1 protein-coding gene and 1 pseudogene are annotated in these 1,994 nt (G+C 57.9%); one reads left to right on the top strand and one right to left on the bottom strand.

Going from position 1 to position 1,994, the window contains the following annotated elements; translation table 11 throughout:
* Nucleotides 1–1,073, bottom strand: a 1,073-nt coding sequence (locus tag Q0F21_RS07510) for a UDP-glucose/GDP-mannose dehydrogenase family protein (protein WP_297238766.1), incomplete at its 3' end; no start/stop codon positions are given.
* 493 nt (nucleotides 1,074–1,566) lie between these two features.
* On the opposite strand from Q0F21_RS07510, the pseudogene Q0F21_RS07505 reads away from it, so the two are divergent.
* Nucleotides 1,567–1,994 (top strand): annotated as a pseudogene (locus tag Q0F21_RS07505) (DNA translocase FtsK); the annotation flags it as partial.

Raw genomic sequence — 1,994 nt, 5'->3', positions numbered from 1 at the left:
GGGTCGCAGGCGACCACCTCCGCCCCCGCCTCGATCAGCTGACGGATCACCACGATAGAGGTCGCCTCCCGCATGTCGTCCGTCTCGGGCTTGAAGGCCAGTCCCCAGACGGCAATCCGCTTACCACTCAGGTCGCTACCGATCAGGCGGGTGAGTTTCTCGTAGGGGATCCTCTTCTGGCTCTCATTAACTCGGTGCACCTCCTCGACAATGGTCATCGACACGCCCTGCTCCTCGCCGGTCTTGGCGAGCGCCTGCACGTCCTTAGGGAAGCAGGAGCCCCCGTAGCCGCTGCCGGCGTAGAGGAAGGCGGAGCCGATCCTGTGGTCGGCACCCATCCCCTGACGTATCAGATCCACATCAGCGCCCAGCTTATCGGCGAGGTTGGCAAGCTGATTCATAAAACTGATCCTCGTGGCCAGCATCGCATTGCTCGCGTACTTCGTCAACTCAGAACTCGGAATGTCCATAAAGAGGACCCGGAAGTTTCGGATCAGGAAGGGGCGGTAAAGCCGCGTCAGCAGCTCCTTCGCCCAGTCGCTCTCCAGCCCGATCACGACCCGATCGGGACTCATGAAGTCCTTGATCGCATTGCCCTCCTTGAGGAACTCCGGATTATTCGCCACCTCGACCCTCAGGTCGGTCAGTCCACGCGCCTCGAGCCCCTTGCGGATCTCAGCCATCACCTTGGGGCTGGTCCCCACCGGCACGGTACTCTTCGTCACCACAAGCATATCCTTACGGATCAGCTGTCCCAGCTGCTGGGCGACGGCACGGACATACTTCAGGTCCGCATCACCGCTCTCGGTGGGAGGCGTACCGACAGCGATGAAGACGATCTCCACCTCATCGATGCACTCTGCGAGATCTGTGTGGAAGGAGAGGCGTCCTTCCTCGGTATTGCGACGAACCATCTCGTCCAGTCCCGGCTCATAGATCGGGATCTCCCCGTCCCTGAGCCGCTCTATCTTAGTGGCATCCGTATCGACGCAGTGGACATGAACCCCCATCTCTGCGAAGCAGGTCCCCGTCACCAGACCGACGTAGCCGGTACCTATGATTGCTATCTCCATAGTAGTATCTACTCCTTATTATATATGTGACCCGCCCCACATCTCCCACAAATGTACGCAAATAATCCTCTCCCGAGCTCTGTACGCTCTGGCATATCAGGGCTGACGCATTTGAGTTTCACCTCGTCCGCCCGATTCCGCATTCATCCCCTATGCCGGCGAGAGGCGGAGCCCGTCAGGGATCCCCGGCGCTGGGGAGTATCGTATCGAGCTGGATAGACTTCGGTGAAGTCTAAACCCGGTATTAGTGATCACTAAACCCGGTAATAGTGATCACTAATACCGGGTTTAGTTTAAGGGTGCAGGGCTGGCTGACTATGTGGCGAAAATATCGCAGGGATCTATTACCGGTATTAGTTTCGCCCCGTATGGAGGGTGGTGGAGCCGGGCGGTACCGGATGCACACTCCGGCGACGTGCAGAGAGGATTAGTTCGGTCTGTACGTTTTCGTTACTTTTGCAGGTGCGGGGAGCGTAACACCTCGGCTCTATCAGTGAAGAATTTTACCTTAAACAAAGCCTCCACCTCAGACGATAAGCGAGGGGATCGATCGGCGAAGCGCAGCAGCAAACGTAGCAGGGAGAAGGGTGACTTCTTCCGCCAGATACTTCCGCAGAGGGGAGTACCTGGCGATCTGTGGCGCTTCATAGCCGGGGTGACGCTATTCTTCATAGGACTCTTCCTGGTCTACAATTTCTTCTCCTACTTCGTCACCGGAGCGGAGAATCAGAGTCTGCTTCTCGGGCAGGAGATCACCGCTGAGGAGGCGGCACAGCGGATCCAGGGTCATGGCGGCATCACGGGCTTTACGCTGATGAATACGCTGGTCAACGAGTGGATCGGCCTCGGGCTGGTCTTCCTCCTCTACCTCGTCGTGATGATGGGCGTCTGGATAACGCTGGTGATGCGGGTCTCATGGTT

Origin of the sequence: uncultured Porphyromonas sp. (genome assembly GCF_934359325.1) — a bacterium.
GTDB lineage: Bacteria > Bacteroidota > Bacteroidia > Bacteroidales > Porphyromonadaceae > Porphyromonas_A.
The sequence above is the reverse complement of the archived record's forward strand: the minus strand, read 5'-3'. Positions and strand labels throughout refer to the sequence as shown.